Origin of the sequence: Paenarthrobacter sp. NCHU4564, from assembly GCF_052156435.1 — a bacterium.
Taxonomy (GTDB): domain Bacteria; phylum Actinomycetota; class Actinomycetes; order Actinomycetales; family Micrococcaceae; genus Arthrobacter.
On sequence record NZ_JBQLIS010000001.1, the window covers coordinates 423,477 to 448,385 of the forward strand.

The window sequence follows — 24,909 nt, forward strand, 5'->3', positions numbered from 1 at the left end:
CAAGTCCGCGATCAATTTCAAATGCGATCGCCACCTGCAGAGTCACTCTGTACAACTGCCGGCGTCACTGAAATGTTCCCGCTCACGGAGCCATTCAACGCATTCAAACGCGGACCCAACCGGGTCTCGGCATCCATTGTCTCACGATTTTGTGAGGAGTACGCCTGTTGAAGAAGTCAGGCTTGTAAGCGGTGTCAGATCCCGCAGCTTTTGTGGGTGCCCCAGGCGGACTCCTGGCGCATTGCCCACGGACAGATCGTTCCCTGGCCCATGATCCCGTTCAGGAGTTCGGCCAGGCGGTAGCCAGGCTCCGCGGCGTCCGCTTTGACGAGGCAGGCATGCGCGTGTGAGCCGCTGCCCTTGCACCACGCAATCCAACCTTGCATGGTCAACGCGGCAGCAGCCACGACCCCCTGTTCTTCATCGGCAATGATGCGGGACAGGAGTTGCTGCAGCGCATCCAAACGAGCCCAGTCTGGAAGGCCGGGCTCGATGCCCAGGAGGACTTCACCGTAGGAGTACACCGTCCCATGCTCCTGTTCAGTGCCGCACGGCGCACCCGACTGGACCAACGCGCGTGCGTCCAAGCCGAAATCCGCCGGATCGACCGGCAGGTCAGCGGAGTCGTCCCCGGGAAACAATCCGAAGGCGACGGCGCCTGCCTCGGCAGTCTCCATTCCGGCCGCGGCCATGACCACTACAGCATCACGCCACGCCGGGCGCCTGAGCGTCGCGCGAAGGAAGCCGGCGAGTTTGACGCCTTCCGCAGTCCCGGCGGCGTCATCCAGTGGGCAGCTTGCCGGAAACGCATCCAGCACCTGCGCCCATATGGAGGTGACGGTCCGGAGGCATTCCAGGCTTGTCCAGGCCTCCTCCAGGCAGCCGGCATAGTACTCTTCGGCAGCGAGAATGGCAGGATCCATGGGTGCGCCGCCGGCCATCGGCATGTCTGCGTCCCCTGTGCCCCGGCGGGACCCCGGCCGCGGGCCCACGGCACTGCCCCGGTAGACCATCTCGGCGCTGAGTTGGCTGCTGCGGATCCGGTCCACAGGCAGACCCGGGAAGGGACAGCAGTCTTCGTCCCCGCAGAAGGCGCCGCGCCAATACTCGCTGCCAACGAGCCAGGCATCCCGCACTTCCAGGCCGGCACGTTCCAGGCAGCCTTGGAGTTCGGACAGCAGTGGAAGCGTGCTGGCCAGCACTGTACCGTCCCCCCAGCCGTCATCCGTATACACGGCCAGGACAACCCCTGTGGCAGCCTTATCAGCCCGCAGGCAACTCCGGACATGTGCCGCAAAACCGGCCAAGGCTGCGTCCGACCGGACAGTGGGGAGGTCTACCCTGAGGGTGGCCCCGAGGATTTTTCCCTGCATGGTGATGGCAACAAGGCTGTCTTCAGGCCAATAACCCAGCAGGTGCGGAATGTAGGCGAGGATGTCTTCAGGCTGGCGGATGCTCAGGATCTCTGTGGTGGTCATGTCCCAAGCTTGGGCAACCGCTGTGCTGACCGGCAGGGACCACTTGCCCTATGTGGATAAAGGCGCGCATCAGCGCTCCCGCGTGGCGTCCGGTCTTGAACGGGCGGACCTTCTGCGTTCCACACGATCCCGGCGCTGTTGAGCCAGCGCCACCATGAGGGGCGCAACATGGACGCCCTGCGCGGCCATCTGCTGCCGGACCTTCCGCCGGGACAGGAGGATCAGGACCGTCCCGATGCCCAACAGCACGAACTGAACACTCAGGGCGATCCGGAAGGGTGCCAGTCCGTACAACTGCCCCTGGGAAAATCCCGTGGAATGGAGGATATCCAGCACGAGGCCAATCAGGTAAATGGCCACCAGGGCGGCAATGAATCCACCCACATTGACGATTCCGGTGGCGGTTCCGATGCGGTGCGAGGGGTTGAAGGTGCGGGCGAAGTCGAAGCCGATCATGGAGCCCGGGCCGCCGACAGCCAGCACCACTACCAGAATGACCAGCAGCCACAGGGGCGCCCGGCCCGGGAGCAGGAGAACAGCCGCCCAGGCCAGGGCCGTTGCCATGGTGATCAGCAGCACCATGGCTGAGCGACGCATGGGATGCCGCGACACAAACCTCCCGAAGCCCGGCCCGGAGAGGATCGCCGTGGCGACAAAGACCGCCATCAGGGCAGAAACCGTACCGGCGTCCAGGCCCTGCGCGGAGAGCAGGAACGGGTACCCCCAGGACATGGCGAACAGGTTGCCGCTGAACTGCACGGTGAAATGGCTCCACAGCCCAAGGCGGGTGCCCGGCTGCTTCCACGCCCGGGCTACCGATACACCGGTTGCCCGCAGGCCTTGCGCAGTCTGGCGCGGCGGGTGTCCCGGAGGTGCGTCCCGCAGCAGGACCGCCACCAGCACCACAGCCAGCACCGACATGGCGGCCAGGGACAGGAACGCGGGTGTCCATCCTGCCGCGTGCAGGAGAAGCGCGAAGGGCACCACGCTGAACAACTGCCCCAGCTGCCCGCACATGCCCGTCAACTGCGTGACCAGCGGGGCCCGGGCGGGAGCGAACCACAGCGGCACGAGCCTGATGACGGAGATAAAGGTCATGGCGTCACCGGCCCCGACCATTACCCGCCCCAGCACGCCGCCAGGGACGCTGTCCGCAAAGGCCAGCTGCAATTGGCCCAGGCCCATGAGCGCAGCTCCGCCAGCCACCATGGCCCGGGAACCGAACCTGTCCACGAGGATCCCTACGGGAATCTGCAGGCCGGCATAAACCAGCAGTTGGAGCACGGTGAAGAAGGAGATGGCTGCCGCGGATGCATTGAACCGCTCGGTTGCCTCAAGTCCGGCAACACCAAACGACGTGCGCTGGGCCACTGCCACCAGGTACGCGAAGACGCCGATCGTCCAGATGAGCCAGGCGCGGGGTGCGGTCACCCCACAATTATGCCAGCCCCCGCCTCAAATCAGATTTATTGAGTCGAATCCTTGCGGGCCAAATACGCCTCGACCGCCGCGCCGATGTCCTCCGCGTCCGGAAGCTCGTGGTTCTCGTAGGCAAGGAGGGACCTGCGCACGACGCCCTCTGATTTTTCGTCATAACGCGCCTCAAGATTGGACACCACCGCCTGCACTTCCTCCGACGCCTCGATCTGCTCCGCGATCTGGCGCCCCACCTCGCGGCCGGCTTCCCGGAGCCGGTCCGTTGGCAGCATCAACGAGGTTGCTGCTCCCAGGTACTCCAGCCCGGCAACAGCGGCCGTCGGGTATTCGGCTTCAGCGAGGTAGTGCGGTACGTGGATCACATAGCCGGCCACGTTGTGTCCCGCTTCAGTGAGCCGCAGCTCAAGGATGTGTCCGATCGCAGCAGGAACGTCCACCGTGGGTTTCCAGCTTGAAATACCGTCGATGAGCTCGGGGCGGTTTCCATGGACGGTCACCCCGATCGGGCGCGTGTGCGGTACGGGCATGGGGATGGAATGGATCCAGGTCACCAGGTTGACGTCAAGCTTCTCGACGATCCCGACGACGGCCCGCGAGAAACGCTCCCACTGCAGGTCGGGTTCGAAACCGGCCAGCAGCAGGAAAGGCTGGCCCAGCCCATCCGTGAGCTTATAGAGGGCAAGCCGGGGGGCGTGGTAATCCTGCAGGTGGTCCTGCACGAAGCTGATATGGGGCCTCCGCGATCGGTAATCGATCAACTGGTCGGCATCGAACACGGCCACGACTTCGGAGTCGAGCTGGTCCAGCAACTCGGCATTGATCTGCTTGACCACGTGGCCGGCATCGGCAAAACCGGTAAATCCCATGACCATGTTCAATCCCCGCAACCCGGGACTGTGGAAGGTCTCGATGTTGCTGGCGTAAAGCGCCTCGGGGTCCAGGAGGGAGCCGGAAATCCGTTCAAACACGGCATGATCCTTTCACTGTGGCAAAGTTCGTCGCATTCCTGACATGGAGCGGCAGGCTCTCCATGGTGTTGCGTACTGGGTACAACGCGGCGCGGCCAACGGACATTCCTGTCTGTCGTGTGCCGCAGATCTCATTTAATTGCTGTCCGCAGCCTTCAAGAGACTACGATCGAATCGGGCCGACGTCCTCTTGCGACGCTGGGCCTGCAGACCAAGGCCGCCGTCGCAAGAGGACGTCGGGCGCGTACCGGGGCTGGTCCGCCAAACATGCGGTTCCGCCATGCAATGCAGAGAGAAGTGAGGAAACATCCTCGTGGTCAAGACTACTGACATCATCCTCGGCCTTATCGCCAAGGACCTGAAAAAGTCCCCCAGCGACGCCTTGGTGCTTGGCGTTGCCCAGGGCACGAACGGGCCGGAACTCCTTCCCAACCCGCTGAGCGCCAAGGCCGCCGAATCGCTGGCCGCCTCGCTCAAGCTCCTGGGAATCACCGGCGCCGCGGACCAGGTCCACCGCCTTCCCGGCCTGCCCGAAACCGGCTCAGGAGTGCTGGTGCTGGCCGGAACGGGCAAGCTGCAGGACGGAAGCCTGACCGGCGAGGCCCTGCGCCGCGCGGCCGGCTCGGCAGTGCGGCAACTCGCCGGCATCCCGTCAGTAACTCTTGCGCTCCCGACGGCGACCGTCGCCGAGGTCGCCGCTGTCGCCGAGGGCGCCGCCCTGGGGGCCTATTCCTACACGGAACACCGCTCAAGCAAGGACGGCCTGAAGGCACCTGTCGGCAAGGTCCTGATCTCCACGGACGTCGATCCCAAGGCTGCCCAGCCGGGCCTGGACCGGGCCATCGTCCTGGCCCGCGCGGTGAACGCCACCCGGACACTCGTCAACCAGCCTCCGAGCCACCTTTTCCCGGAGTCCTTTGCAGAGTCCGCCAAGGAACTCTCCAAGGGCCTGCCCGTCAAGATCACGGTGTGGGACGAAAAGCGACTGGAAAAGGAAGGCTTCGGCGGCATCCTCGGGGTTGGCAAGGGTTCCACGCGGCAGCCGCGGCTGGTCAAGGTGGAATATGCGCCCGCAAAGGCAACGCAGAAGATCGCCCTGGTGGGCAAGGGGATCACGTTCGACACCGGTGGCATTTCCATCAAACCGGCCCTTGGCATGGGTGACATGAAGAGCGATATGGCCGGCGCCGCCGTCGTTCTTAACACTGTCCTGGCCATCGCCTCACTGAACCTGCCCATCAAGGCAACCGCCTGGCTGTGCATTGCAGAAAACATGCCTTCAGGTGCCGCCCAGCGGCCCGCCGATGTCCTGACCATTTATGGGGGCAAAACCGTGGAAGTCCTCAACACCGACGCTGAGGGCCGCCTGGTCATGGCCGACGGCATCGTGGCCGCCAGCCTGGAAAAGCCTGACGCCATCATCGACGTGGCGACTCTGACCGGGGCGCAGCTTATCGCCCTGGGCCTGCGCACAGCCGGTGTCATGGGCTCGGACTCCGTCACTGCCGCCCTGAAAACCGCCGCGGACCGGGCCGGTGAACTTCTCTGGCCCATGCCCCTTCCGGAAGAACTGCGCCCAAGCCTGGACTCGCAGGTGGCGGACATCGCCAACATCGGCGAACGCAATGGCGGCATGATGACGGCCGCCGTCTTCCTGCGCGAGTTCGTAGGCAAGGATGGCACCGGGGAACAGATTCCCTGGGCTCACATCGACATTGCGGGTCCGTCGTTCAACAACGGCAGCCCCTACGGCTACACCCCCAAGCAGGGCACCGGCTGCACTGTGCGGACCCTGGTGGCGTACGCGGAGGACCTGTTGGCCTCTGCTTCGTAGCGCGCTCATCCCATGCTGCGGGGGCCTTCGGGCGACCTGGCCAAAGGCCCCCGCAACCCCGGAATTATGCGGAAGGTAGCCCTGTGTCACAAGTGAACGTGAGTCTCGACACAAGCGCTCCACAAACGCCGCGCGAGGGTGGAGCATGGGTAGGTGGTTCGCTAAGGTGAACTCGATAGTCACAAATGCAAGAGAACTTACCGGCTGGCATAATCACGGCAGAGCAAGTTCCAAAGACCCGATGACACGCAGGATCGTGTCATCATTCACGCGAGGGAGCGTTTAAGTGGCCGATCAGGCAACTGCGCAAGAATTCGACATCCTGGTACTCGGTGGCGGCAGCGGCGGCTACGCCACGGCCTTGCGGGCCGTACAGCTTGGGTTCACCGTTGGCCTTGTTGAGAAGGCCAAGCTCGGCGGAACCTGCCTGCACAACGGCTGTATCCCCACCAAGGCCCTCCTGCACTCGGCGGAGCTGGCGGACCACGCCCGCGATTCCGCCAAGTACGGTGTTAACGTCACGCTGGACAGCATCGACATGTCGGCTGTGAACGCGTACAAGGACGGCATCATTGCCGGTAAGTTCAAGGGCCTGCAGGGACTCATCAAGTCCAAGGGCATCACCGTGATCGAAGGCGAAGGCAAGCTCCAGGGCACCAACACGGTCGTCGTCAACGGAACCGCCTACACGGGCAAGAACATCGTCCTCGCCACCGGTTCCTACTCGCGTTCGCTCCCTGGCCTGGAAATCGGCGGCAAGGTCATCACCTCGGACCAGGCCCTGACCATGGACTACATCCCCAAGAGCGCCATTGTCCTGGGCGGCGGCGTCATCGGTGTCGAATTCGCCTCCGTCTGGAAGTCCTTCGGTGTGGACGTGACCATCATTGAAGGCCTCCCGTCCCTCGTTCCCAACGAGGACGCCTCCATCGTCAAGAACCTTGAGCGCGCCTTCAAGAAGCGCGGCATCAAGTTCAGCACCGGCATCTTCTTCCAGGGTGTGGAGCAGGACGACAACGGCGTCAAGGTCACCCTCGTTGACGGCCAGACCTTTGAAGCCGACCTCCTGCTCGTCGCAGTGGGCCGTGGCCCCGTCACGGCAAACCTCGGCTACGAAGAAGCCGGCCTCACCATCGACCGCGGCTTCGTCATCACCAACGAACGCCTCCACACGGGCGTCGGCAACATCTACGCCGTAGGCGACATCGTCCCGGGCGTGCAGCTTGCACACCGCGGCTACCAGCAGGGCATCTTCGTCGCCGAGGAAATCGCCGGCCTGAACCCGGCCATTGTCGAGGACATCAACATCCCCAAGGTCACCTACTGCGAGCCTGAGATCGCCACGGTCGGGTACACGGAGAAGGCCGCCAAGGAAAAGTTCGGCGACGACCAGGTCCAGACGCAGGAATACAACCTGGCCGGAAACGGGAAGAGCTCCATCCTGGGCACCGGCGGCATCGTCAAGCTGGTGCGCCAGAAGGACGGCCCGGTCGTCGGCATCCACATGATCGGCTCCCGCATGGGTGAGCAAATCGGCGAAGCCCAGCTGATCGTGAACTGGGAAGCCTACCCGGAGGACGTGGCCCAACTGGTCCACGCACACCCCACCCAGAACGAATCCCTGGGCGAAGCCCACCTCGCCCTCGCGGGCAAGCCGCTCCACGGCTAAGTCTTCACCCAAGACACACGGGTCGGGTGCATGCGGCGGAATCTGCCGGCTGCACCCGGCCCGGACCAGCAGAATTCATCCGCATCAAAGATCAATAAGGAGAACGGGGACGACATGTCTGAATCCGTTAACTTGCCCGCCCTCGGTGAGAGTGTCACCGAAGGAACTGTCACCCGCTGGCTCAAGCAGGTTGGTGACCGGGTGGAGATCGACGAGCCGTTGCTCGAGGTTTCAACCGACAAAGTAGACACTGAAATCCCCTCTCCTGTCGCAGGCGTCATCGAAGAAATCCTCGTCGCTGAGGACGAGACGGCCGAGGTTGGCGCTCCCCTGGTACGCATCGGTGATGGCTCCGGCTCAGCCGGCGCTGCCGAAGAAGCACCCGCACCTGCTGCCGAAGCTCCCGCACAGGAAGCAGCTCCTGCCCAGGAAGCTCCTGCCGAGGCACCGGCTCCCCAGGCCGAAGCACCTGCTGCCTCCAGTGGAGAGACCGCTTCAGGCGGAGAAGGCCACGAGGTCACCCTTCCGGCCCTTGGCGAAAGCGTCACCGAAGGCACCGTGACCCGCTGGCTGAAGGCAGTGGGGGACACCGTAGAGGTAGACGAACCGCTGCTTGAGGTCTCCACCGACAAGGTCGACACCGAAATCCCCTCCCCCGTAGCCGGAACCCTGCAGGAAATCCGCGTCAACGAGGACGAGACAGCTGAGGTCGGCTCCGTTCTGGCCATCATCGGTTCCGGAGCCGCTGCGCCTGCTGCAGCTCCGGCGCAGGCCGCGCCTGCCGAGGAGGCTCCCGCAGCCGAGGCACCCGCCGCCGAAGCACCGGCACCCGCCGCAGCTCCTGCCGCTGCCCCCGCACCCGCGGCTGCGCCCGCAGCAGCACCCGCACCCGCAGCAGCACCCGCACCCGCAGCAGCCCCCGCTCCGGCCGCTGAGGCCGGCGGTTCTGCCGAGTCCGGCTATGTCACTCCCCTGGTCCGTAAGCTGGCCAACCAGCATGGTGTTGACATCGCATCCGTTTCCGGCACCGGCGTTGGCGGCCGCATCCGCAAGCAGGACGTCCTGGCCGCTGCCGAGGCCAAGCAGGCAGCCGCAGCTCCGGCAGCAGCACCTGCCGCTGCCGCGGCTCCGAAGGCTGCAGCTCCGGTTGTTGCTTCGTCGCTCCGCGGAACTACGGAAAAGGCGCCGCGCATCCGTCAGGTCATTGCCCGCCGCATGCGCGAGTCGCTTGAGGTCTCCACGCAGCTCACGCAGGTGCACGAAGTGGACATGACCAAGATTGCCAAGCTTCGCCTCAAGGCCAAGAACAACTTCCAGGCACAGAACGGCGTCAAGCTGACGTTCCTGCCGTTCATCGCCAAGGCCGTTGCTGAAGCCCTCAAGCAGCACCCCAAGCTGAACGCCGCCTACGACGAGTCCAAGCAGGAAATCACGTACCACAACGCTGAGCACCTGGCGATTGCCGTGGACACCGACAAGGGCCTCCTGGTTCCGGTCATCTCCGACGCCGGCAACTTGAACCTCGCCGGTCTCGCCAGCAAGATCGCCGACGTCGCAGGCCGTACCCGTGACGGCAAGATCGGTCCGGACGAACTCTCCGGCGGTACGTTCAGCATCACCAACATCGGCTCCGTTGGTGCCCTGTTCGACACTCCGATCATCAACCAGCCGCAGGTGGGCATCCTGGGAACCGGTGCAATCGTCAAGCGCGCCGTTGTGGTAGCTGACGAAAACGGTGACGATTCGATCGCCATCCGCTCCATGATGTACCTGTCCCTCACGTACGATCACCGTTTGGTGGACGGCGCAGACGCAGGCCGCTTCCTGCAGACCCTCAAGGCCCGCCTTGAGGAGGGTGCCTTCGAAGCCGACCTCGGCCTCTAAGGATTACCAGCAGTCCTTCGAAGGGCAGGCGAACCGGGAATTCCGGTCGCCTGCCCTTTGTCTTGCCCGCCAGGCGCGTGGCTTTGCTACAGGACGTAGAACCAACTGGATAAGCTGGGGCCATGAGTATTCTCTTCAGCATCCTGGTGTTCCTGCACATCGTCGGCGCGGCCATGATTGTCGGCTACTGGATCGCCACCCTCAAGGAGCCCACGATCCACCCGCGGCAACGTGACGGCGCCTTCCTCCAACTCCTGACGGGCATCGCCATGATGGGTGTCATTCCCATGCTTCCCGACGCAGACCCCAACTACTTCAAGCTCGGCATCAAGTTCGCCATCGGTGTTGCCGTGGCCGTCCTGGCCGTCATCGGTTCACGCAAGGTGAAGAACGGCGAGCCCGTTTCCACCGGGCTGGCCCACGGTGTGGGTGGCCTCGCGTTGATCAACATCGCCATCGCGACGATCTGGAACTAGGGCCTCAACAGCCGCTGATCCGGGGTCATAATCCACCGACAGCGGAATGGCCGTGCGGTGCGGGAGGCAACTCCCTAGGATGGAACCCGGTGGCACCTGCCGATGGCCGGTGCCGACAAATGACGACCCAAAGGAGTGGACATGGCAGCAACACGTACCGCACACACGGTTTGGAACGGGAACCTCATGGAAGGTTCCGGCAACACCACGCTGGACAGCTCAGGCCTTGGCACCTTCGATGTCACCTGGAAGGCCCGCACGGAGCAGGCCGGCGGAAAGACGAGCCCGGAAGAGCTCATTGCCGCAGCCCATTCAGCATGCTTCTCCATGGCATTCAGCCACGCCCTGGCGCAGGCCGGCTACACGCCTGAAGAGGTCCAGACCAAGGCAGACGTAACGTTCGTGCCCGGCACCGGCATCACCGGCAGCCACCTGACCATGTCCGCGACGATCCCAGGCATCTCCGAGGACGAATTCCGCCGCATCTCCGAAGAAGCGAAGACCGGCTGCCCCGTCTCCGGCGCCTTGGCCAGCATCGAGATCACCCTGGACGCCACGCTTAACGCGTAGCGGACAGTTGCGAAAGGCCCCTCGTTCTCCCCCATAGCCGGGGAGAACGAGGGGCCTTTTCCATGCCTGGGGTCAGCTTTGCGGCCTGGCGGGAAGCGCAGACGGCCGGACTTTCCTGTAGCCCTCACGCAGCGGCGGCCGGTCTGTAGGAAGTTCCTGGATCATTTCCTTCAGCGCTCCAATGCCGTATTCCAACTGGGGGTCGGTACCGGCAGCGTAAGCATGCGGCGGAAAGAGGACCTCGATGTCAGGTTCCACGCCCCTGTTTTCCACGTCCCAACCGATACCTCCGCTGAACCATGTTGCATACCGCGGCTGCGTCACTCCCGTACCGTCGGCCAGGGCAAACCGGTTGTCGATGCCGACCACGCCGCCCCACGTCCGGGTGCCAATGACCGGACCGATACCCCGCAATTTGGACACCTGCGTAATGATGTCGCCATCGGAACCGGCGAATTCATCGGCCAGGATAACCACCGGTCCACGCGGTGCGTGATGCGGATAGGTGCGCGGTTTCTCCCCGCGCGGCATGCTCCATCCGGTCACCTTCCGGCCGATGAGTTCAGCGACCAGCTGGGAGGTATGGCCCCCACGGTTGCGGCGGACATCGACGATCAGTCCGTCCAGGGCTGTTTCGGTATCGAGGTCGCGATGCAGTTGCGCCCAGCCGTTGGCCATCATGTCGGGAATGTGGAGGTAGCCAAAGCTGCCGCCGGAAGCTTCCCGGACGGTCCGCCGGTTGCCCCGCACCCAGTCCTGGTAGCGCAGCCTTTCCTCGTCCCGGATCGGAATCACCGCCACCCGCCGCTGGACGCCGGCAGAGCTGCCGTGGGCTTCGCCGTTCAGGAGCGTCAATTCAACGGTCCGGCCCGCGGCATCCACCAGCTGCATGGCCGGCGTGAGTTCCGCGGAAAGTTCGACGCCGTCAATCGCCAACAGGACATCGCCCACCTTTGCGTCCGCACCCGGACGGGTCAGGGGCGACGTTGCCTGCGGATCGGAGGATTCGCCGGCGAGGATCCGGGTGATCTCCCACCCCTGGCCACCCCACTGGAGTTCGGCACCAAGCCGGCCCTGACCATTCCGTCCGGGTTCCTTGTCCGGTGCGGGCCGTACATAGGCATGCGAGGTCCCCAGTTCACCGTGGAGCTCCCACAACAGATCCACCAGGTCATCATGCGAGCCCAGCCGGTCCACCACGGGGCGGTAGCGCTTATGGATGGAATCCCAGTCCAGGCCCGCCATGTCCGAGGCCCAGAAGAAGTCCCGCTGCAGGCGCCACGCCTCATCAAAGGCCTGGCCCCAGGTCGACACGGGGTCGAGCATGACCCGGACCCGGTTCAGATCCACCGTGACCAAGTCGCCGGATTCCTCGTCCACCTTGCTGTCCGATGGCACCGACGTGACCTGCTTATCCAGGACATAGACAACCCGTTTGCCGTCACCGGACAGCCGGTAGCTTTCGGCTGCCTTGACCAGCGTCGACTCTTTGCGCTTGGCGAGGTCGTACCGCATCAGTGCGGGGGCCGTCTTTTTGTCCTGCAGGCTTCCTTTACCCTCTCCGGTGACACCGGAGAGTTCAGTGTCAAGCCACAGGAGCGCACCGTCCACCGCCGTCAGGTCGGAGTAGTTGCCCTGCGGGACGGGAACGCTGATGACCCTGTGGGCCAGGCCGTCCGCGTCCACCCGCACCACCGGAGCATCGCTGTCGTCCGTCGACTCCCCTGCCGCCGAAGCGCCCTCGAGGCTGTCCACGGCCGGGCCGAACGGAGACGGAGTATCCGCGGCCAGGGCAACGAGATAGGGCTTGATGGGGCTGGGAAAGGAAAGATCGAAGGAGTGTCCGTCATAGACGGGATCGAAGCTCCGGTTGGACAGGAACGCCAGGAATTTTCCGTCGGGGGTGAACCGGGGCGACTCGTCGCAGAAACGTCCGTCCGTGACATCAACGATGCCGTCCGCGGGATCCGCCGGCCGGGCGAGGCGGAGCTTGCTGCGGGAACCAAAGGACGTCACCGGCTCGGACCAGACCAGCCACTGGGAGTCACCCGACCACGACAGCTGGTCGACGCTGCCCTCACCGATGCTGACCAGCCGGGTCAACTCTCCGGAGGCTGTGTCCGCCACGAACACGTCGCCAAACGTGGTTCCTACGGCGAGCCAACGCCCATCCGGGCTGGCTTCCAGCGCGCTGGTGCGGGTAGGAGCAGGGAACCCGATGCGGAGCTCTGCAGTGTCCTGGTCGGGGGCGGCAGGCATGGCCACAGCAACGCCTGCCCCCGCGGTGTCCGGAGACGGCTGCTCCCCGGCCGCTTGGTCACCGGCTGCGTCCGACGAAGCGGCGGGAACAGCTTGGTGTGCCGCGGCACCGGGTCCCACCACGTTGGACACGGACACGGGTTTGGGCAGGACTGCACTGTCCTCGTCAGAACCCGGTGCATCGGCGGTTTGTGGCGCATCGACCGCGGGCAGCGGAGCCGGAGCCAGCCTGGCAGCAATCCGTTTGATGTAGAGGGCTTCCGCTCCCCCGTGGTCCGCCACATAGGCGATCCGGCCGTCCCCCACCGGGCGGGGAAGCCGCGCACGGACCCCGGGAGTCGCCTCCACGATCCGGGATGGCCCGTCTTTATGGCGGAGCCAGTGGACCGTCCCATGCGATTCGATGGCACTGGCTGTGCCGGCCAGGTTCGGAACGACGTCGCCCAGGTGGGCGGAAACCTTCAGCGGTGCGGGGCGGCGGGCGGGCGACGCCGAGCCCAGCGTAATGTCCAGCTTGGTGGGCTGCGCATCGGCATCGAGGGAAGGCAGGAGCCACAGCTCACCCGCCGACTCGAACACGACCCGCTTACCGTCGGTGCTTGCGTGCCGGACGTAGAAGTCCTCATGATCGGTGTGGCGCCGCAACCCGGTTCCGTCGGGAAGTACCGAGTACAGGTTGCCGTAGCCTTCGTGGTCCGAAAGGAAAGCGATCCTGCCTTGGATCCATAGGGGGTCTGTCAGGTTACCGTCGATTTCCGGCACGAGGCGCTCGAACTCGCCGTTGCCGTCCGAGTCGATCCACAACTTGCCGGCGGTTCCTCCCCTGTACCGCTTCCACCACGCGGGTTCCCGGGAGAGGACGCTCGCCAGGACAACAGGCCGCTCATCGCCGACTTCGGGGCCGAAAGCCACGGCCTCTACGGGGCCGAAAGGAAGTTCGACGGCTGAGCCACCGTCGAGAGGGAGGCTGTAGGCGTGCGTGTGGCGGCTCTCCGCCTGCTGGAAAGCACTGGTGACCAGGACGTTTCCGGCGGGTGTAAACCCCTTGACACGTGTGGTGCTGTGGCCAAAGTAGCTCAGCTGCCTGTAGCCGCCACCTTCGATCCCTGCCGTCACGACCTCCGGGGAGGTACCACAGACAACCGTCCATACAAGCCGTTGGCCGTCCGGCGTGAAACGCGGATTCCTGGACGGGAGCTGCTGGGAGGAGACCCGCCAGGCGCGCCCGCCTGAAACGGGTGCAATCCAGACGTCGTCTTCGGCCACGAACGTGACCAGTTCACCGTGCACATGCGGGAAGCGGAGGTAGCTGGAGGAGGTCATTGTTCGATCATAGTCAAGACCCCCAGGCGGGAACCTGCGCCGGCATGGTGTTTCCGTCACCTGCGCCGGACATGGTGAGATGGGTCATGCGAATAGTGATGGCCGGAGCTTCAGGAATGATCGGGACCGCCCTGGCTGATGTACTGGCCCGGCGTGGAGACGAGGTGGTCAGGCTGGTCCGACGGCCCGCCAGGAACACCTCCGAACACAGCTGGGACCCGGCTGAAGGCAGGCTGGACGAAGCCGTACTGGCCACCGCGGACGCCGTGGTTAACCTTTCCGGCGCCGGCATCGGGGACCGGCCCTGGACCAGGCACCGGCTCAGCGTCCTGCGGGATTCCCGGCTTCAAGCCACGCGGACGCTCACTTCCGCAATGCACCGGCTTGGGTCGCCGGAACTCACGTTCGTCAGCCAGTCCGCGTCGGGCTACTACGGCGCCTCCCGGAACGGTGTCCTCCGCGAAGACTCGGGCCCCGGAACAGGAGTCCTTGCCAGGCTGTGCATCGAGTGGGAAAACGCGGCCCGCTCAGCCCCTTCGAGCGTCAGGGTGCTGAACCCCCGGACCGGAGTGGTACTGAGCACCTCGGGCGGGGCACTTGGCCCGCTTCTTCCCCTGCTCAAACTGGGACTGGGCGGCCCTTTTGGACATGGACGCCAGATCTGGCCGTGGATTACGCTGCCCGACCAAGCTTCCGCACTGGCCTTCCTCATCAACTCCCGGCTCGAAGGGCCAGTCAACGTGTGCGCTCCTGAACGGGCCGACGTCAATGCGATCGTCGCCCGGCTGGCCACGGCATTCCACCGGCCGGCTTTCCTCCGGGTCCCGCGACCGGCCCTGCGCCTGGTCCTCGGCGGGCTCGCAGATGAGCTGGTCCTCGCCGACCAACCGATGGAACCGGCCAGGCTCGCAGCGGCAGGCTTCAACTGGCAGCACCCCCGACTTGAGGATGCAATGGACTGGCTGGCTTCCTAGGCCGGGCCGAGGATCTGGAAGATCTTCCACCGTTCCCCATCCTTCACCAGGACGAGCCGCAGGTCCTGGGGTGATCCTTGAGGCCTCTCCTGCACCACGCTGTTCCCGCCGGCCTGCTCCCCAAAAGCGGAGACCGTTGCCCTCAGGCCCACCACCATCCGGCCGTTGCCGACCGCCTCCACCAGCCTTACCTCCCCAAGTTCCGTCCTCAGGCCTGTGAGCCGAAGATCCTCCGCCGCCAACTGTGCGGCCAGAATGCCGTCTGCTGCTTCTGCCGGAGAGCCCTGGGCGTTCACTATCGAGAGCAACCCGTGATTCTGCTCGCGCAGGGCTGTGTCGCGCACCGCCGACAGCGCCCGGACCGCCACCACGGGGTCGTTGGAAGCGAGGGCCTCCAACACGTCCGGCGACACCGCACCCGGGCTTCCGCCGTCGTGGTGGATCCCGTGAGTTGATGCCTGCACAGCTCGCGGCCTCTCCTGACCGACTGCCCAGATGGCCACGGAGACGCTGGTCAGGGCCGCCACCAGCAACGCGCCCACCACCAGCGCCAAGCCCAAACCGGCCGGACGCACCCCTCGTCTTCGGTCCGCCCTGCGACCAGCGGGGCCACGGGAAAAACGGGCCGGCATGGACTTTGGCTTGCTGCGCCCTGCCGGACCGGCATAGCAGGGGCGGCGCCACCGATTCACGCGACGCAGGGCCAGGATGACCCGGGCAGGCCGGCGCACACGGCCCTCCGGGTTCCGCTGCGTCAACAATTCCGGGATGACGGACGGATGGACCGAGCCAACCAGGTCCACCGGCTCGGCAGCGGCACTGCGGTAGACCGCCGTCGTGAATTCACGGGCGCTGGGACGGACCGCCGGGTCCGGGTCCAGGCCCGCCTCAAGGACGGTCACCAGACCGCGCGGAACTTCCGGAACCAGCAGGGACAGCGGCGGCCGGACCTCCGGTCCTTCCGGAGGTGAACCTGTGAGGCAAAACCAGCCCACGGCTGCCAGTGCATGAATATCCCGCGAAGGCCGCAGGAAGCCCTGCTCTTCCGGTTCGGTAACGGTGGAGTCCGCAAAGCCAGGCGTTCCCACGTCCTGCGACGTTGGAGCGTCGCCCACCATGGCCGCAATTCCGAGGTCGCCAAGAAGCGGCTTGCCCTCGGCAGTGAACAGGATATTTCCGGGTGAGACATCCCCATGCACCGTTCCCTGGCCATGGAGGTACTCAAGAACCTGGGCCATGGGCGTCAGGATCGTGACAGTTTCACCGACCCGAAGGCTTCCGCGGGACTGCACCAGCCCAGCAACGGAACCTCCCGCGGCATAGTCCATAAGGAGGACGGGCTTTTCCGTTCCATCCACCTCCTGCTGCACCAGGCCGTGGACTTTGAGCAGATGGTCGTGCTGCACCAACGACATGATCCCGAACTCACGCAGGGCCGCCGCCTCGGCCCGGTACCCCGCATCCGGCGGCACCGTGGAGCGCTCCTCCAGCAGGCACTTGACGGCGAAGCGTGCTTGGTCGGAGTCCCGGACGGCAAGCCACACCGCCGATGATCCCCCTTGGCCGAGTTTTCGCGACAGGGAGAAACCAGGGATGCCCGGAACCGGTTCACGGGAATTGTCCTGACTTGCCATATCCAAGGTCTACCGGATGCCGTGGAATCCTGCAGAAGTTATCCACAGGCCATGCTGACCCGCCCCACCGCGCACGTACGGAGCGGGATGCGACTGAGAGGTTCACCACAAAAGCATGGGACCTGTCCAGCGGGGTCTAAGCTTGAACCCATGACTCTTGAGTTTTCACAAGTGGGTCTCGCCCCGGAGTTCGTTGATTATGTGCAGGGCTGGGACCTGCAGCGCGAAATCCACAACGAGGTTGTTGCAGGCGCAAGGAACAGCACCGTACTCCTTCTCGAACACTCCCCGGTGTACACAGCAGGCAAGTTGACGGAAGACCACGAGCGCCCCTTCGACGGCACACCGGTAGTGCCGGTTGACCGCGGCGGCAAGCTGACCTGGCACGGACCAGGCCAATTGATCGCGTACCCGATCCTGAAACTCAAAAACCGTGCAGGAATCCGCGACTACGTCGAGCGCCTCGAAGCGACCATGATCGCCGTCATGGCCGACTACGGAATCAAGGCCGTCAGCGTCAAGGGCCGGGCCGGCGTCTGGGTGCTTGCTGACGACAAAGGACCGGACCGGAAGATCGCCGCCATCGGCATCCGGGTCCTGGACGGCGTCACCATGCATGGAGTCGCCATCAACTGCAGCAATGACCTTGCACCCTACGCCCAGATCATTGCCTGCGGCATCACAGATGCCAGTGTCACCACCATGACACTGGAGACCGGCCGGACCATCAATCCCGCCGACATTGTTGACCGCTTCGTGGAAGAGTTCCGCAAGCACGAAGAAGTACTTGTTTCCGCCCCGGAAGGAGCACTCCAGTGACCCTGGCACCTGAAGGTCGTAAGTTGCTGCGTATCGAGCAGCGTAACGCTGCGGTCCCTGTTGAGCGTAAGCCTGAGTGGATCAAGGCGAAGGTCCAGATGGGGCCGGAGTTTGTCGGGTTGAAGAACCTGGTGAAGAAGGAAGGCCTGCACACGGTGTGTGAGGAGGCCGGGTGCCCGAACATTTTCGAGTGCTGGGAAGACAAGGAAGCGACGTTCCTGATCGGCGGGTCCGAGTGCACCCGGCGCTGTGATTTCTGCCAGATCGATACCGGCAAGCCCTCCCCGCTGGACCGGTTCGAACCCACCAAGGTGGCCCGGTCCGTGCAGGCCATGCAGCTGCGCTATGCCACCGTGACCGGGGTGGCCCGTGACGACCTCGAGGACGAGGGCGTGTGGCTGTATGCCGAAACGGTCCGCAAGATCCATGCACTGAACCCCGGCACCGGGGTGGAGTTGCTGATCCCGGACTTCTCCGGCAAACCCGAACACATCGCCGCGATCTGCGACTCCAAGCCCGAGGTGTTCGCCCACAACGTGGAGACCGTGCCCCGTATTTTCAAGCGCATCCGGCCCGCGTTCCGCTACGAACGCTCCTTGGATGTCATCACGCAGGGCCGGGACCTGGGCATGGTGACCAAGTCCAACCTGATCCTGGGCATGGGCGAAACCCGCGAGGAAATCTCCGAAGCCCTGCGGGACCTGCACGCCGCCGGGTGTGACCTGATCACGATCACCCAGTACCTGCGCCCGTCCGAACGGCACCTGCCCGTGGACCGGTGGGTCAAGCCCCAGGAATTCGTGGACCTCCAGCACGAGGCCGAGGAGATCGGCTTCCTCGGCGTCATGTCCGGCCCGCTGGTCCGCTCCTCCTACCGCGCCGGCCGGCTCTGGGCCACCGCGATGCGCAAAAAGGGCTGGGCCATCCCCGAAGCCCTGGCCCACATCGAGTCCTCCGGAACCACCCGCCAGGAAGCCTCCACCATCCTCGCCGCCCACAGCTAGGCCACGGCCGGCGGCACAGAAGGACCGGATGCCGCCGTCATGGCGTCCGGTCCTTCGACATACATCACGTAGAATTAAGGCACTATGGCGAAATCCCCTGATTCCAGCAATTCGACACCTTCTGCCGACGCTCCCAAGCGTGGGCTGTTCCAACGCAAGCCCAAGGAAGCCAAGGCCAAGAAGCCGAGCCAGCTGAAGCAGATCGCTGAAGTCTTCAAGATGACGCGGCGGAATGATCCGCAGGTTGTGTGGATCATGGTGCTGGCATTCCTGGCCGTGGTCGCTGTGGCGTTCCTGATCGGTTTCCTGCTGGAGAACTGGGTCACCGGCTTGATCATCGGTATTCCGCTGGGCCTCCTGGCCGCCGTCTTCATCCTGTCCCGCCGGGCAGAGAAAGCGGCCTTCGCCCAAATCGAAAACCAGCCCGGCGCCTCCGGCGCTGCTTTGGGCACGCTCCGCCGCGGTTGGATCACGCAGGACCAGCCGGTGGCAGTCAACCCGCGCACCCAGGATGCGGTCTTCATGGCCATCGGCCGTCCCGGCGTCGTTCTGGTTACCGAAGGACCGTCCCACCGCGTCAAGGGCCTGGTTGACGGCGAGCGGAAGCGTTTGGCACGCATCCTTCCCAACGTCACGGTCCACGTCCTGCAGTCCGGCCGCGGTGAGGGCCAGATTCCCCTGAACCAACTGGCAAGGACCATGGGCAAGCTCAAGAAGGAGCTCACCAAGGTGGAGGTCAACGCCGTTTCCAAGCGCATCAACTCGCTGGGGAACCGCCTCCCGATCCCCAAGGGCATCGATCCCTACAAGGCACGTCCGGACCGCAAGGCGGCACGCGGACGCTGACCACGGGCTTCCTGTACCAAAGGAAAATGCCTCCTTTGCTCTTCGTCAGAGCATAGGAGGCATTTTTGCGTGCCGCGCGTTCCTGCTGCACGCTCTTGGGCGGGTTTCAGAGGCGGATCAGGATGGTGTTCATGGCTTTGTCGTGGAGGCCCCTCTGGTCGGGATCGAAGACGACGGCCGGTATGACCAGGCATAACAGCAACGTGCGGACGACCGCGGCCAACGGACCCGCCGGGCCGCCGCCGAGACGCACCACGTGGATGCCCGCAATCCTGTGGCCGATGCTGTAGCCGAGGGTCCCGATAAGCAGGATCTGTTCCGCGGCGAAAACCGCGAGGGTGGCCCATTGGTTGCCGCCGAACGCGAAATTGCTGATGACCAGGGCAATGGTCCAGTCGATGACGATGCCCAGGATCCGCCGCCCTGCCCGCGCCATGGACCCCGGTCCGGACTCGGGCAGGCCAAGGCGTTCGCCGGGATACTTGGAAATGCCGGACGTGTCCGGCCCGCTCAACCAGGAGCCTATGTCTTTGCGATCAACCACCCATTAAGCCTAGCGGTTGTTGCCCCGCCTGCCCTCGTCCGGCGGACGGGACGTGTCCAGCGTTGATCGGCCTGTGGACCCACATGGACCTGACACCAACAAGCCAACTACCGTTTACACAACAGATGATTCTGTAACCTGCCCGAAACAATACTGACACTCCCGGGAAATGCCGTCTCCCTAAGGTGGTAGGAGTTGCCAGCCACTGCGGCAAGGGGAGATTTTTGCGTCTCCGGGCCTTGGCTTGGGCTGACCCATGCGGCCTACCGGGCCTGTTACTTGATATGCATAAGGAGCATAGATGTTCAAGACTGCGGACGAAGTCCTCCAGTTCATCAAAGACGAAGACGTCAAATTCGTCGATATCCGCTTCACCGACCTTCCGGGCGTCCAGCAGCACTTCAACGTGCCGGCCAAGAGCGTGGACCTCGACTTCTTCGTGCACGGTCAGCTCTTCGACGGCTCTTCCATCCGCGGTTTCCAGGGCATCGCCGAATCCGACATGCAGCTCATCCCGGATGTCACCTCCGCCTTCATCGACACCTTCCGCATCGAGAAGACGCTGGCCCTGAACTTCTCCATCGTGAACCCGCGCACGGGCGACCCGTACCACCGCGACCCCCGCGGCGTAGCCGAGAAGGCAGAGGCCTACCTGGCCTCCACGGGCATCGCAGACACCGCGTTCTTCGCTCCCGAAGCCGAATTCTTCGTCTTCGACAACATCCAGTACGAGTCCTCCCCGCAGGGCAGCTTCTACAAGATCGACTCCGAGGAAGCACACTGGAACACCGGCCGCAAGGAAGAGGGCGGCAACCTCGGCTACAAGACCCCGGTCAAGGGTGGCTACTTCCCGGTGTCCCCCACGGACAAGCAGGCCGACCTCCGTGACGCCATGTGTGTCGAGCTGGACAAGGCCGGCCTTGAGGTTGAGCGCTCCCACCACGAAGTCGGTTCCGCCGGCCAGGCTGAAATCAACTACAAGTTCACCACGCTGACCGCAGCTGCTGACGACCTCCAGAAGTTCAAGTACGTCATCAAGAACACCGCTGACGCCTGGGGCAAGTCGGTCACCTTCATGCCCAAGCCCGTCTTCGGCGACAACGGCTCCGGCATGCACTGCCACCAGTCGCTCTGGAACAACGGCGACCCCCTGTTCTACGACGAGAAGGGCTACGCAGGCCTTTCCGACACCGCCCGCTGGTACATCGGTGGCCTGCTGAAGCACGCTTCGGCAGTCCTGGCCTTCACCAACCCGACGGTCAACTCGTACCGCCGCCTGGTCAAGGGTTTTGAAGCTCCGGTCAACATGGTCTACTCGCAGGGTAACCGCTCCGCCGGTATCCGTATCCCGATCACCGGTTCCAACCCGAAGGCCAAGCGCATCGAGTTCCGCGCACCGGACCCCTCGTCCAACCCCTACCTCGCCTTCGCAGCCCAGCTGATGGCCGGTATCGACGGCATCCGTAACCGCATTGAACCGCCGGCTCCGATCGACAAGGACCTCTACGAGCTCCCGGCCGAGGAAGCCAAGGACATCCCCAAGGCTCCGGGTTCGCTGGAAGAAGCACTCGAAGCCCTGCGTGAGGACAACGAGTTCCTGCAGGCCGGCGGCGTCTTCACCCAGGACCTGATCGACACCTGGATCGAGTACAAGTACGAGAACGAGATCCTGCCGCTGTCGCTGCGTCCGAACCCCTACGAGTTCGAGCTCTACTACGGCGTCTAGCATCCGCGGGTCGGGTGCCCGTCTGACGGGGACCTGCAAACGCTGAACGGCACAGACAAGGGCCGGGTTCCAGGTGTTACCTGGAACCCGGCCCTTTCGTTCATGCCGTGGTGGACTCCCGCAGGACTGCGAACCCGCTACTCCTGGTCCTTGGCCTGATCGCGGTCCCGGATATTCCTGCCAAACTCGTCCAGCTTCTCCCGGACAGCCTTGGCCGCGTCCGCCAGGCCCTTTTCCGCGCTGCTGAGCGGATCGAGTTGCAGGTATACGTCGTGGTCGACCGTCAGGTCGTACTCATCCTTCAAATGGGTACCGCCGGAAACCCCGTCCAACGACAGGTACACCAGCGCCTCGGTCCGCGCGATACCCGCGATCGTACCGAAGACCACGGTGAAGTCGTTGGGCTGAAAGCTCACCGTCTGGCCTACATGTCGCCGGTCCAGCTCTCCGGCCGGAATGGCTTTTTCGGCCGGACTTCCGTTGTATTCCATGAACTTCCCCTTCTCATCGAGAACAACTACACAATGAGTCTATAAGGAGACTTATGGATTCGTTGAGCGGGTCAGTGTTCCGTGACGGGGACTGCTTCCTGCCGGCCAGGGGAGGAGCAGTCGGCGCAGAACACCTGCTCCGTTTCCTCCCCACAGCACTGGCAGCGATGGATCAGTGCGGCTGGTTCAACTACATAGGCTGTCATACCGACCATGGTGCCCAGTGGTCCATATCACACACACGAGTAATGTGTACTCGTTTTTCGCTGGGGCCAGCCGCGGGACTACTTGGTTTCCCCCAAGGGAACGGTCGTCTCAAGAGGCACGAACGGCGACGCGGGAGCTGCGCCGGAGGGATCGGCAACGGTGTCAGGGAATGTAGCGAAGCAGCGGCGGCACGCAAAAATGTCACCCCGGCCATGACGGGAACTCCAGTGCGGCCCGGCCTGGGCACAGCGAAAGCAGCCTGCGTCTGAGAAGGCCGCGCCTTCCGGGTCGAGCCTGATTGTCACGGGAGAATAGTAAGCCCGCGGGCACCCGGGGGAACAGACCCGGCCGGCGTCGCCCTACTGCTTCCCGTATTTCTTATGCACCGCCTGCTTGCTTACGCCCAGACACACTGCGATGGCTTCCCAGGAGAGTCCTGCCTGCCTCGCTGCGCGAACCAGCGAAGCTTCCGCCCGGCCTACCTCCTTTTGCAGTTCCGCTACGGCGTACAACGCCTCAGCCGGCCCCATTCCGTCCATTGACCCTACCAGCGTCTTCATACGTTCCACCTCCATGGGGTCAACGCTAGTTGACCCTTTTTCGAGGGTCAACCATTGTTGACGCTTCGTGCCGGAAGCCCCTCAAATGCCTTGAACATGGTCCGCTGCGGACCTGCTTTCCCTCCCAGATACCGACCCGTGTCCACAAATCCAGCCTTCCGGTAAGCGGCCTGGGCGGCAGGATTGCGCTCGTTGACGGAAAGTACGACGCCGGCCTGGCCGCCACCCTGCCGCGCCGTCAGCTTTCGCGCTTCCTCAACTGCCGCCACGGCTGCGAGCGTTCCTATCCCCTTGCCTTGCAGCCGGGAGTCGATGAGGAAGCCGCGGAGCAGCCAGGCGGAATCATCGTCATCCCAGCCGGCCAGTGATGCGGCACCGGCCTGGAGGGTCATCACTCCTGCCCCTTTCCCGTTGGCCTCAATGACGTAGGGGTACCGGCTGGCATCCTCCAGCCCGGCCATCATCATCCGCAGCGGCTCTCCGACGAATTCCTGCTGTGCCGCAGCTATCGCCAAGCCTGCGACAGTTCCCAACTGCACCGCCCGGGCGTCGTCATCAAGGAGCTTCAGGGGAATCAGCCACACATGAGTATGATCCTGAACGCGCGAAACACCACTGTTTGCGTCATAATCACGCACTCCGAGCTCTCCTGACAGTAGGGTATGGACCAAAGTTCCCTACAACCCGAGGAACCACCCGATGCCCCAGCCTAACGTTATTTTGATCTGCGTCGACGAGTGGCGGGGTGACTGCCTTTCGGCTGCCGGCCACCCCTCTGTGGAGACTCCGCATTTGGACGACCTGGCCAGGAACGGCGTCCGCTTTACGAAGGGCTACTCGGCCACGCCCTCCTGCGTACCTGCCAGGGCAGCCCTCTTCACCGGCCAGTCCCAGGAGCGGCATGGCAGGGTCGGGTACCAGGACGGCGTTCCCTTCCACGTTGCCCATCCCGTCACCATCCAGGGCGAGTTCAGGAAAGCCGGGTACCACACCCAGGCCATCGGCAAGATGCACGTATGGCCTGAACGGTCCCGGCTCGGATTCGACGACGTCATCCTCCACGACGGCTACCTGCACCATGCCAGGCAAACGCACAGACAACATTTCGCCATGTTCGATGACTACGTTCCGTGGCTGAGGCGCCAACCTGGCGGAGGCCCGGACGCCGAGTACTTCGACCACGGCATCAACTGCAATTCCCTGGTGGCCAGGCCATGGGACAAGCCCGAGCACCTGCACCCGAGCCATTGGATCGGGACGCAGGCCATCGAATGGATGCAGCGCCGGGACCCCGTGAAGCCCTTCTTCCTCTACCTCTCCTTCCACCGACCGCACCCACCCTACGATCCACCGTCGTGGGCTTTCGACCAGTACCTCGGCATCCCGGACTACAAACCGGTGGAAGGCAATTGGGAACATCATTGGAATGAATTCCGGCAGGATGGCGATTACCAGGCGAGCCACGGAATGATACCGGACAGGGTGGTCCACCGCGCCCGGGCCGGATACTACGGTCTGATGGCCCAGATAGACCTGCAGGTCAACAGGATCAAGGAGGCACTGGCCGACTACGGGCTTCATGAGGACACGGTGTTCGCCTTCACCAGCGACCACGGGGAGATGATGGGCGACCACCACATGTTCCGGAAAGCAGTTCCTTATGAAGGTTCGGCCAGGGTGCCGTTCATCATTGCCGATGCAGCGTCCAGGCGCGGTTCAGTCCGCGGTGCCGTGGTGGACCACGTGGCTGAGTTGCGCGACATCATGCCCACGCTCCTCGATCTGGCCGGCCTGCCCATCCCGGAAACCGTGGACGGTAAGTCACTCGCCCCGATCGTCCGGGGCACCAGCACCGGGCCGGTCCGCGAATACCTCCATGGCGAGCACGTGTACTGGGGCCAGAACCTCCACTGGCTGACCGATGGGCACCATAAATATATCTGGGGTTCCGGCCGTGGCACGGAAGAACTGTTCAACCTCGACGACGACCCCCGGGAATGCAACAACCTCGCCGGGCAAGCATCCCACGCCGTTGACATGGACCGCTGGAGGCAGCGCATGGTGGAGGTCCTCCGGGACAGGGAGGAGGGCTTCGTGGTGGACGGCAGGCTCACCGCAGGCAGGCCGGTGGTGACCATGCTGCGGCATACCCGCGCCACCCTCAAGGCCAACGCCAGCGCAGCCGCCGACGCCTGAACGCCGCGGC

Annotated in this window: 20 protein-coding genes; 11 read left to right on the top strand and 9 right to left on the bottom strand. The window is 64.2% G+C overall.

From position 1 onward, the window contains the following. Window positions 1–194: 194 nt before the first annotated feature. The 3 genes from ACSVIE_RS01950 to ACSVIE_RS01960 form a co-directional block, all read right to left on the bottom strand. On the bottom strand, window positions 195–1,478 hold the full coding sequence (locus ACSVIE_RS01950) for a DUF4192 domain-containing protein (protein WP_426007061.1): 1,284 nt from the start codon (window positions 1,476–1,478) through the stop codon (window positions 195–197). A 69-nt stretch (window positions 1,479–1,547) separates the two neighbouring features. Further along, entirely contained in the window at window positions 1,548–2,909 is a 1,362-nt protein-coding gene (locus tag ACSVIE_RS01955; protein ID WP_442422846.1) for an MFS transporter, read from the bottom strand. Between the two features lie 35 nt (window positions 2,910–2,944). Beyond that, a complete protein-coding gene (locus tag ACSVIE_RS01960) occupies window positions 2,945–3,883 on the bottom strand; it encodes a proteasome assembly chaperone family protein (RefSeq protein ID WP_426007057.1) in 939 nt (312 codons plus the stop codon). 313 nt (window positions 3,884–4,196) lie between these two features. Between ACSVIE_RS01960 and ACSVIE_RS01965 the strand changes: the two genes are divergently transcribed. The 5 genes from ACSVIE_RS01965 to ACSVIE_RS01985 all read left to right on the top strand — a co-directional run bounded on the left by ACSVIE_RS01965 (window position 4,197) and on the right by ACSVIE_RS01985 (window position 10,316). Continuing rightward, a complete protein-coding gene (locus ACSVIE_RS01965; protein WP_442422847.1) occupies window positions 4,197–5,717 on the top strand; it encodes a leucyl aminopeptidase in 1,521 nt (506 codons plus the stop codon). Between the two features lie 286 nt (window positions 5,718–6,003). After that, window positions 6,004–7,386: a dihydrolipoyl dehydrogenase gene (lpdA, locus tag ACSVIE_RS01970; RefSeq protein WP_426007053.1), complete on the top strand. Its 1,383-nt coding sequence runs from the start codon at window positions 6,004–6,006 to the stop codon at window positions 7,384–7,386. Between the two features lie 114 nt (window positions 7,387–7,500). After that, window positions 7,501–9,270: a 2-oxoglutarate dehydrogenase, E2 component, dihydrolipoamide succinyltransferase gene (sucB, locus tag ACSVIE_RS01975; RefSeq protein ID WP_426007051.1), complete on the top strand. Its 1,770-nt coding sequence runs from the start codon at window positions 7,501–7,503 to the stop codon at window positions 9,268–9,270. Window positions 9,271–9,392: 122 nt separating this feature from the next. Next, window positions 9,393–9,746 carry a hypothetical protein gene (locus tag ACSVIE_RS01980; RefSeq protein ID WP_426007049.1) on the top strand — a complete coding sequence of 118 codons (354 nt, stop codon included), beginning with the start codon at window positions 9,393–9,395 and terminating at the stop codon, window positions 9,744–9,746. Window positions 9,747–9,887: 141 nt separating this feature from the next. After that, window positions 9,888–10,316: an OsmC family protein gene (locus ACSVIE_RS01985; protein ID WP_442422848.1), complete on the top strand. Its 429-nt coding sequence runs from the start codon at window positions 9,888–9,890 to the stop codon at window positions 10,314–10,316. Between the two features lie 72 nt (window positions 10,317–10,388). On the opposite strand, the gene ACSVIE_RS01990 is transcribed toward ACSVIE_RS01985, so the two are convergent. Then, a complete protein-coding gene (locus ACSVIE_RS01990) occupies window positions 10,389–13,898 on the bottom strand; it encodes a S41 family peptidase (RefSeq protein ID WP_442422849.1) in 3,510 nt (1,169 codons plus the stop codon). Window positions 13,899–13,984: 86 nt separating this feature from the next. On the opposite strand from ACSVIE_RS01990, the gene ACSVIE_RS01995 reads away from it, so the two are divergent. Further along, on the top strand, window positions 13,985–14,872 hold the full coding sequence (locus tag ACSVIE_RS01995) for a TIGR01777 family oxidoreductase (RefSeq protein WP_426007043.1): 888 nt from the start codon (window positions 13,985–13,987) through the stop codon (window positions 14,870–14,872). On the opposite strand, the gene ACSVIE_RS02000 is transcribed toward ACSVIE_RS01995, so the two are convergent. Further along, window positions 14,869–16,506 (bottom strand): serine/threonine protein kinase, encoded by a 1,638-nt coding sequence (locus tag ACSVIE_RS02000; RefSeq protein ID WP_442422850.1) that lies wholly within the window; start codon window positions 16,504–16,506, stop codon window positions 14,869–14,871. The genes ACSVIE_RS01995 and ACSVIE_RS02000 overlap by 4 nt on opposite strands. A gap of 150 nt (window positions 16,507–16,656) precedes the next feature. Here ACSVIE_RS02000 and lipB point away from each other — a divergent pair, with 150 nt between their 5' ends. The 3 genes from lipB (at window position 16,657) to ACSVIE_RS02015 (ending at window position 19,175) form a co-directional block, all read left to right on the top strand. Beyond that, entirely contained in the window at window positions 16,657–17,325 is a 669-nt protein-coding gene (gene lipB, locus ACSVIE_RS02005) for a lipoyl(octanoyl) transferase LipB (RefSeq protein WP_442422851.1), read from the top strand. Further along, window positions 17,322–18,329, top strand: a complete 1,008-nt coding sequence (lipA, locus tag ACSVIE_RS02010) for a lipoyl synthase (protein WP_442422852.1) — start codon at window positions 17,322–17,324, stop codon at window positions 18,327–18,329. The genes lipB and lipA overlap by 4 nt, the downstream gene beginning before the upstream one ends. A gap of 84 nt (window positions 18,330–18,413) precedes the next feature. Further along, window positions 18,414–19,175, top strand: a complete 762-nt coding sequence (locus tag ACSVIE_RS02015) for a DUF4191 domain-containing protein (protein WP_426007035.1) — start codon at window positions 18,414–18,416, stop codon at window positions 19,173–19,175. Between the two features lie 106 nt (window positions 19,176–19,281). Here ACSVIE_RS02015 and ACSVIE_RS02020 read toward each other — a convergent pair whose 3' ends face one another. Then, window positions 19,282–19,719, bottom strand: coding sequence for an RDD family protein (locus ACSVIE_RS02020; RefSeq protein ID WP_426007033.1), 438 nt, complete (start codon window positions 19,717–19,719; stop codon window positions 19,282–19,284). A gap of 301 nt (window positions 19,720–20,020) precedes the next feature. Between ACSVIE_RS02020 and glnA the strand changes: the two genes are divergently transcribed. Beyond that, entirely contained in the window at window positions 20,021–21,445 is a 1,425-nt protein-coding gene (gene glnA, locus ACSVIE_RS02025) for a type I glutamate--ammonia ligase (RefSeq protein ID WP_426007031.1), read from the top strand. A gap of 137 nt (window positions 21,446–21,582) precedes the next feature. Here the strand turns inward: glnA and ACSVIE_RS02030 are convergent, their stop codons facing one another. The 3 genes from ACSVIE_RS02030 to ACSVIE_RS02040 all read right to left on the bottom strand — a co-directional run bounded on the left by ACSVIE_RS02030 (window position 21,583) and on the right by ACSVIE_RS02040 (window position 23,287). Then, window positions 21,583–21,936 carry a hypothetical protein gene (locus tag ACSVIE_RS02030; RefSeq protein ID WP_442422853.1) on the bottom strand — a complete coding sequence of 118 codons (354 nt, stop codon included), beginning with the start codon at window positions 21,934–21,936 and terminating at the stop codon, window positions 21,583–21,585. 566 nt (window positions 21,937–22,502) lie between these two features. Next, window positions 22,503–22,718 carry an AsnC family protein gene (locus ACSVIE_RS02035; protein WP_442422854.1) on the bottom strand — a complete coding sequence of 72 codons (216 nt, stop codon included), beginning with the start codon at window positions 22,716–22,718 and terminating at the stop codon, window positions 22,503–22,505. Window positions 22,719–22,750: 32 nt separating this feature from the next. After that, window positions 22,751–23,287: a GNAT family N-acetyltransferase gene (locus tag ACSVIE_RS02040; protein WP_442422855.1), complete on the bottom strand. Its 537-nt coding sequence runs from the start codon at window positions 23,285–23,287 to the stop codon at window positions 22,751–22,753. 115 nt (window positions 23,288–23,402) lie between these two features. On the opposite strand from ACSVIE_RS02040, the gene ACSVIE_RS02045 reads away from it, so the two are divergent. Beyond that, a complete protein-coding gene (locus ACSVIE_RS02045) occupies window positions 23,403–24,899 on the top strand; it encodes an arylsulfatase (protein ID WP_442422856.1) in 1,497 nt (498 codons plus the stop codon). Window positions 24,900–24,909: the final 10 nt, after the last annotated feature.